Source organism: Paenirhizobium naphthalenivorans, assembly GCF_007992095.1.
Classification (GTDB): Bacteria; Pseudomonadota; Alphaproteobacteria; order Rhizobiales; family Rhizobiaceae; genus Allorhizobium; species Allorhizobium naphthalenivorans.
In genome coordinates, this window is record NZ_BJZP01000004.1 from 273,920 (window position 1) to 281,312 (window position 7,393).

At 64.7% G+C, this 7,393-nt stretch carries 7 protein-coding genes and 1 pseudogene; 6 read left to right on the plus strand and 2 right to left on the minus strand.

Annotated elements, in window-relative coordinates:
• The first annotated feature begins 136 nt into the window (after positions 1 to 136).
• Entirely contained in the window at positions 137 to 2,074 is a 1,938-nt protein-coding gene (locus tag RNA01_RS06470; RefSeq protein WP_147179131.1) for an FAD-binding monooxygenase, read from the plus strand.
• 9 nt (positions 2,075 to 2,083) lie between these two features.
• Here RNA01_RS06470 and RNA01_RS06475 read toward each other — a convergent pair.
• Together RNA01_RS06475 and RNA01_RS06480 are read right to left on the minus strand one after the other, a co-directional pair.
• A pseudogene (locus tag RNA01_RS06475) lies at positions 2,084 to 2,408 on the minus strand (type II toxin-antitoxin system PemK/MazF family toxin).
• Entirely contained in the window at positions 2,405 to 2,626 is a 222-nt protein-coding gene (locus RNA01_RS06480) for an antitoxin MazE family protein (protein WP_147179132.1), read from the minus strand. The pseudogene RNA01_RS06475 and the gene RNA01_RS06480 overlap by 4 nt, the downstream one beginning before the upstream one ends.
• Before the next feature lie 276 nt (positions 2,627 to 2,902).
• On the opposite strand from RNA01_RS06480, the gene RNA01_RS06485 reads away from it, so the two are divergent.
• The 5 genes from RNA01_RS06485 to RNA01_RS06505 all read left to right on the plus strand — a co-directional run bounded on the left by RNA01_RS06485 (position 2,903) and on the right by RNA01_RS06505 (position 7,237).
• Complete coding sequence (locus RNA01_RS06485) at positions 2,903 to 5,407, plus strand: heavy metal translocating P-type ATPase (protein WP_170253378.1); 2,505 nt, start codon at positions 2,903 to 2,905, stop codon at positions 5,405 to 5,407.
• 14 nt (positions 5,408 to 5,421) lie between these two features.
• Positions 5,422 to 5,862, plus strand: coding sequence for a Cu(I)-responsive transcriptional regulator (gene cueR, locus RNA01_RS06490; RefSeq protein WP_147179163.1), 441 nt, complete (start codon positions 5,422 to 5,424; stop codon positions 5,860 to 5,862).
• 84 nt (positions 5,863 to 5,946) lie between these two features.
• A complete protein-coding gene (locus RNA01_RS06495; RefSeq protein WP_147179133.1) occupies positions 5,947 to 6,153 on the plus strand; it encodes a heavy-metal-associated domain-containing protein in 207 nt (68 codons plus the stop codon).
• A gap of 230 nt (positions 6,154 to 6,383) precedes the next feature.
• Positions 6,384 to 6,737 (plus strand): carboxymuconolactone decarboxylase family protein, encoded by a 354-nt coding sequence (locus tag RNA01_RS06500; RefSeq protein WP_147179134.1) that lies wholly within the window; start codon positions 6,384 to 6,386, stop codon positions 6,735 to 6,737.
• Between the two features lie 149 nt (positions 6,738 to 6,886).
• A complete protein-coding gene (locus RNA01_RS06505) occupies positions 6,887 to 7,237 on the plus strand; it encodes a hypothetical protein (protein WP_147179135.1) in 351 nt (116 codons plus the stop codon).
• Positions 7,238 to 7,393: the final 156 nt, after the last annotated feature.

Below are 7,393 nucleotides of genomic sequence, written 5' to 3' on the forward strand. Positions count from 1 at the left end.
CGATTGACAGAGCTATATAGGAAGTATACTAACTAAATTGACTGATCCACCGGGAGGGTGGCGGAGGTATGGTTGAGCGCGGGCGGCCAAGTGGCCGGCTGGCGCCGATCGGACAAGAGGGTGGAGGAAAAAAGCCATGCAGTTTCATTTGAACGGGTTCCGCACCGGCGATCCGGCGATCGCCGAGCCGCTTTTATCCAGCAAGGACGACGGCCACGCGGTCACGCCCTCCGGCGAGGTCGACGTGCTGATCGTCGGCAGCGGCCCGGCCGGCCTGACATTGGCCGCCCAGCTGTGTGCCTTTCCCGGCATCACCACGCGCATCGTTGAGCAGCGCGATCGCCCGCTGACGCTCGGCCAGGCCGACGGCATCGCTTGCCGGACGATGGAAATGTTCAATGCTTTCGGCTTTGCCGACCGTGTGTTGCGGGAAGCCTATTTCGTCAATGAGACCACCTTCTGGAAGCCGGACGATGCCGGGCTGAAGACCATCGTCCGCCATGGCCGGATCGAGGACACCGAGGACGGCCTTTCCGAATTTCCGCATGTGATCCTCAATCAGGCCCGCGTGCACGACTTCTACCTCGACGTGATGCGCAACGCGCCGCAGCGGCTGGAGCCGGACTATGCGCGCCGCCTGTTGGATCTCGAGATCGACCCCTCGGCCACGTCCGGCTATCCGGTGACGGTCAGGCTCGAGCGCCTCGACGGCGGCCATGAGGGCGAGGTGGAGACCGTGAAGGCGCGCTATGTCGTCGGCTGCGACGGCGCGCGCAGCGCGGTGCGCAAGGCGATCGGGCGGGAGCTGAAGGGCGATTCCGCCAATCAGGCCTGGGGGGTGATGGACGTTCTGGCGGTCACCGATTTCCCCGACATCCGCCTCAAGGCGGCGATCCACTCGGCCAATGAGGGCAATATACTGATCATTCCGCGCGAGGGCGGCTATCTGGTCAGGCTCTACATCGAGCTCGACAAGCTGAAGGCCGACGAGCGGGTGTCGAACCGCGCCATCACCGCCGACCAGCTGGTGGCGGCGGCAAAGCGCATTCTCCATCCCTATACGCTCGACGTGAAGGAGATAGCCTGGTGGTCGGTCTATGAGATCGGCCAGCGGCTGACCGACAAGTTCGACGACGTGCCGGACGGGCACGCCGGCCAACAGCAGCCACGCGTCTTCATCGCCGGTGACGCCTGCCATACCCACAGCCCCAAGGCCGGGCAGGGCATGAACGTTTCCATGCAGGACACGTTCAATCTCGGCTGGAAGCTGGCCGCCGTGCTGCGCGGCATCGGCCAGCCGGAGTTGCTCGACACCTATTCGGCCGAACGCCAGGCGATCGCCAAGGAGCTGATCGATTTCGACCGCGAATTCGCCAAGATGTTCAGCGCCCCGCCGAAGGGCGCTGCCGGCGCCGGCGCCGATGCTGTCGATCCGCAGGAGTTCCAGCGTTATTTCGTCAAGCAAGGCCGCTTCACCGCCGGCACCGCGACGCGCTACCGCCCGTCGATCATCCAGGGCGAGCCGACCCACCAGCATCTGGCCGAGGGATTTACCATCGGTATGCGCTTCCATTCCGCCCCGGTCGTTCGCCTGGCCGACGCCAAGCTTGTCCAGCTCGGCCATGTGGCAGAGGCTGACGGCCGCTTTCGGCTCTATGCCTTCGCCGGGCGCGAGGATCCTGCCGCTCCGACCTCGGCGATCCGCTCGCTTTGCGATTTCCTCGCGCGTTCGCCGCAATCGCCGATGCGCCGTTTCACCCCGGCCGGCACAGACGTCGACGCGCTGATCGATCTCAGGGCGATCTTCCAGCAGGGCCACCGCACGCTGTCGCTCGACGCCATGCCGGATCTGCTCAGGCCCGCCAAGGGACGCCACGGCCTTATCGACTACGAGAAGATGTTCTGCCCCGACCTGAAGAACGGTCCCGACATCTTCGACCTGCGCGGCGTCGACCGGGAGAGCGGCTGTGTCGTCGTTGTTCGCCCGGACCAATATGTCGCCCATGTCCTGCCGCTCGATGCGTATGATGCGCTTGCGGCCTATTTCGAGGGCTTCATGGTCGCGAGAGGGTGAGGGAAGGGCTCAGGCTACCCCGAGAAAGACGGCAAGTGCCCGTGTGATGGAAAGTAGCGTATCGTCGTCGAGCCGTCTGAGTGGTGGCCTGACACGCTCGCGCCGGACCGACATTGCCTTGTCCACCATGACTTGGCGAGGGCTTGCTGAGGCCGTTTTCGGCGTCGGGCTGGATGGTTGGTCGCAGCAGCGGCGCATCGGTTAGCGTACTGGTCACCAGCAGAACCGTGGCCGTGCCGGTTGCGTCGAAGGCGCTGGCCTGGATGACGACGGCCGGGCGCGGCTTGCCGAAATCACCGAAGATTGCGACGGTGACGACGTCTCCGCGTTTCACTCTTCATCCTCGGCAATATCGGCTAGTGCCGCGTCGAGCAGGTCTTGAAGGTCACGGTCGTTCCTATCGGCGACGACAACCGCCAGCGCCTGCCGACGGCATTCGTCGGCAAAGCCCTGCCGGCGGGTGTCGGGCACCCAGATCTGCACCGGGCGGAGTCCGGCGGCGCGCAATGCCTCACGCCGCTTTTCAACACGCGTGTTGACGGGGGCTGCCATGATCGGCTCTCTCGTGGAGAGTTACATGTAACACTTTTACGGAACGCCTGTAAGAAGAACGGGGCATGTGGCAAACGCCGCTGGGGTTCGGTCGCCCCAACGCCAAACAAAATCCTCCCCCACCCCTTGACCCTCCCATGATGGGAAGGTGCATCTTGAGGTCAGATCGCCGGGCCGGATTGGTCGTGAGGCGAAGTATGACAGGGGATTCCGTGCCTTTGCGGCTGTCTGACCTATATGTGTCTCCAGGCCCGGCACGAGCCGAGAGGTGATGATATGAACGAACAGCTGAAGATCAATCCGACGCTCCATCCGATCATTCTGCCGGTCGAGGGTATGACCTGCGCCTCCTGCGTCAAGCGGGTGGAGAAGGCGGCGGCCAAGGTGCCGGGTGTGGAGGCGAGCGCGGTGAATTTCGCCACCGAGACGCTGTCGGTGACGCCGGGGCCGGGGTTTTCGGCACAGGCGTTGGTGAAGGCGGTGCATGACGCCGGCTATGAGGCCAAGGCCGAGACGGTGACGCTCGACATTGAGGAGATGACCTGCGCGTCCTGCGTCGCGCGTGTGGAAAAGGCGTTGAAAAGCGTGCCGGCGGTCGAGACGGCTTCGGTCAACCTGGCGACCGCCAAGGCGGTTGTGACGGTGCTCGGCGGCAAGGCGGCGGTGCCGGCCATGGTCAAGGCGGTCGAAAAGGCCGGTTACAAGGCGAAGCTCCAGGCGGAGGCCGGCGAGGTCGACGCCCATGAGGAGGCCAAGGAGCGCGAGATCATCAACCTGCGGCGCGACTTCTGGATCGCGCTGGTGCTGAGCTTGCCGGTCTTCATCATGGAGATGGGGAGCCATCTCTATCCGCCACTGCATCATCTGCTGATGGGTCTCTTTCCCGGTAACCTGTTGAACTACATCCAGTTCGTCCTGGCGACCGGTGTACTGGCGGGTCCCGGCCGGCGGTTCTTCCTAAAGGGCGTGCCGGCCCTTTTGCGCGGCGGGCCGGACATGAATTCGCTGGTCGCGCTCGGCACGGGGGCGGCCTATCTCTATTCGCTGGTGACGACCTTTGCCCCGGCCGTCCTGCCGGACGAGGCGCGCCATGTCTATTACGAGGCGGCGGTGGTGATCGTCTCGCTGATCCTGCTCGGGCGCCTGCTGGAGGCGCGCGCCAAGGGGCGCACCGGGGCGGCGATCAAGAAGCTCGCCGGCCTGCAGGCGAAGACTGCACGCGTCGAGCGCGACGGCGCCACGCTCGACATCGCGGCTGCCGACGTGGTGGTTGGAGATGTCGTGGTGATCCGTCCGGGCGAGCGCATTCCGGTCGACGGAATTGTGATCGACGGGGCTTCCCATGTCGACGAGGCGATGATTTCCGGCGAACCGCTGCCGGTCGACAAGAGCGAGGGCGCGACCGTGATCGGCGGTACGATCAACGGCCGGGGCTCGTTCCGCTTCAAGGCGGAAAAGGTCGGCGCCGACATGATGCTCTCGCAGATCATCCGCATGGTCGGCGAGGCGCAAGGGGCGAAACTGCCGATCCAGATGATGGTCGACAAGGTGACGGCCTGGTTCGTGCCGGCGGTCATGGTGACGGCCGCCGTGACCTTCGTGATCTGGCTCTTTCTCGGGCCGGAGCCTGCCTATACCTACGGCCTGGTCAATGCGGTCGCCGTGCTGATCATCGCCTGCCCCTGCGCCATGGGGCTTGCCACGCCGACCTCGATCATGGTCGGCACCGGCAGGGCGGCCGAACTCGGCGTGCTGTTCCGCAAGGGCGAGGCTTTGCAGACCCTGCGCGACGTCGACACGATCGTCATGGACAAGACCGGCACGATCACCAAGGGCCGGCCGGAGCTGACGGACATTGCCGTCGCCGACGGCTTTGCCGAGGCTGATGTTCTGGCACTTGCGGCCGGCCTCGAGGCCCGGTCGGAACATCCGGTCGGCGAGGCGATCGTCAAGGGTGCGCAGGCGCGGGGTCTTGTCGTTCCGCCGGCCGACGGCGTGCAGGCAGTGGCCGGATACGGCATTGCCGGCAAGGTGGACGGTCGCAGCGTGGCGGCCGGTGCCGACCGCTATATGGAAAAACTCGGTCTTGATGTGTCGACCTTCGCCGAGGTGGCAAGCAGGCTGGCCGGTGAGGGCAAGACGCCGCTCTATGTGGCGATCGACGGACGGCTCGCGGCCGCTCTTGCGGTATCCGATCCGCTGAAGGAGACGAGCGTTGCGGCGATCAAGGCCTTGAGGGCGCTGGGGCTTTCGGTGGTCATGGTGACAGGCGACAACCGCGCGACGGCCGAGGCGATCGGCCGGGCGACCGGCATTGACGAGGTGGTGGCCGAAGTGCTGCCGGAGGGGAAGGTCGAGGTTATCAACCGGCTCAAGGCCGAGGGCCGCAAGGTCGCCTTCGTCGGCGACGGGATCAACGACGCTCCGGCGCTTGCCACCGCCGATACCGGCATCGCCATAGGCACCGGCACGGACGTGGCGATCGAAAGCGCCGATGTCGTGCTGGTCGGCGGCGATCTTTCGGCCGCACTCCACGCGATCGAACTCAGCCGCGCGGTTATCCGCAACATCGGCCAGAACCTTTTTTGGGCATTTGGCTACAACGTCTTGCTGATCCCGGTGGCCGCGGGCATCCTCTACCCGAATTTCGGCATATTGCTTTCGCCGATGGTCGGCGCGGGCGCCATGGGCCTTTCGAGCGTCTTCGTGCTCACCAACGCGCTGAGGCTCAAGGCGGCGCGGGTGACCGATCTCGGCGCGGCAAGCGCCGGAGGCAGATGATGAGGTTAATTGACATGAACATCGGAGAGGCAGCGCAAGCCTCGGGCGTCTCGTCGAAGATGATCCGTTATTACGAGCAAATCGGCCTGGTGCCCCCTGCGCACCGCACCGCCAGCAATTATCGCGTCTACGGCGAGGACGAGGTGCACCGCCTGCGCTTCGTCCGTCGCGCCCGCTCGCTTGGCTTCTCGCTCGAGGAAACCGAGCAGCTGCTGAAGCTGTGGGCTGACAAGGACCGGACGAGCGCCGAGGTGAAGAAGCTGGCGCTCGCCCATATCGCCGAACTGGAAGAGAAGATCGCCGGCATGCAGGCCATGGTGGAAACACTCCGGGAGCTGTCCGATTGCTGCCATGGCGACGACCGGCCGAGCTGTCCGATCCTGGCCGATCTTTCCGACGGCAAGGTGGCGGCGGAACCGCCGCCGGCCACCCGCCGGATGGCGGGCCGCAACTGAGCGGGCGGCGCGTTTTTCGCTTGACCTTCCCGTGGTGGGAAGGTGCATGAAGGGAAGACGCGAAACGCCAGGAAAGGAAAAGCCATGAGCGTGACAAACCTGTTTCAGGTCGAGGACATGACCTGTGGCCATTGCGAGAAGGCCATCACCAAGGCGCTTGCCGAAGCGCTGCCGGGTGCGGCGGTCACCATCGACCTCAAGACGCACGAAGTGACAGTCGCGGGCGACGCGGAAAAAGCCGAGGAAGCGATACGCGAGGCCGGCTATACGCCGGTGCGCAAAAGCGCCTGACGGTGCAAGACTCTCCAGCAAGCGGGCGGCCGGCGGAAACGCCGGTCGCCTTTTTGCTGAGATGACAGCGGCTGGTGCGATACCGCGTGCCCTTTCACGCAAAGCCGCAGAGCGCCATGGGCCGATTGTTTTTCCTCTCGCAAACGGCGTGGATTTGATTTAGCGCAAGGCTGCGGCCCCTTTTCGTCGATAAATAGCAAACATTCTATTTTCCAGACGAGAGGCCGACCATGCCAGCCAAATTCTATCCCGATATCACCAAGGACATTTCCGCCCATTCCAAGACGCTGCGCCGGGATATTCCCGACGTCATGGCCGGCTTTTCAGCCATGGCGCAGGCCGCCACCAAGGACGCTGCGCTCGACAAGAAGACCAAGGAGCTGGTGGCGCTCGGCATCGCCATTTCGGCCCGCTGTGACGGTTGCATCGGCTTCCATGCGGAGGCGCTCGTCAAGCTCGGCTGCACCCGCGCCGAATTCCAGGAAACGCTCGGCATGGCGATCTATATGGGCGGTGGTCCGTCGCTGATGTATGCGGCCCATGCCATGGCCGCCTGGGAGCAGTACGGCGGGGCCGAGGCGTAATCCGCGCTCGCCCTCGTGCATGACACGTCTCCCCTTCGCCGGGGGAGACGACCGGTGGCAAGGGACTGTGGTCTGCCCCGTTTTGGCGGTTTCGCGGCGCGCCTTGCCGCGCTAGACTCGTCAACAACGAATCCCTTGGAGGAACGCCGATGCGCCGCCTTTTTCTGATCTTGCTCGGCCTTCTTGCCGCGCCCGCGCTGGCCTTGGCCGGCGAGCCGACTTTCTACGCGAAGGCGGCGAAATCGCTCAGCGAATGCGAGAAGGCCTTTTCCGACACCACGCCCGACTTCAAGCGCCGCCGGGAATTCATCGTCCGCCGCACGACGGACGGTCGCGAGCGGGTGATCCAGTGCATGCCGGACGGCGTCGTCGAACTCTTCTGCGACCCGAAGTCCGGCCGCTCGGTGGTCGCCGTGCTGGAAGGCGAAACCCTGCCGGCCTGCGCCAGGCTCACCATCGGGCTGAAGGTGCGCAAGGAGAAGACGCTGATCTCGCAGTGAGAGGCGTTGGATAAATTCGGCAAAATAGGAATATAGTCCTTGACTGCGTCACGGTGGTTTGGTAGGTTTATGGCATAGTCGGAAAGCTGCGGCCGGGGCGGATGCTTTGGCGGGCGTGGCTGGCGCGAGGATTTGGGGAAGGCTCGGGAAACTGGG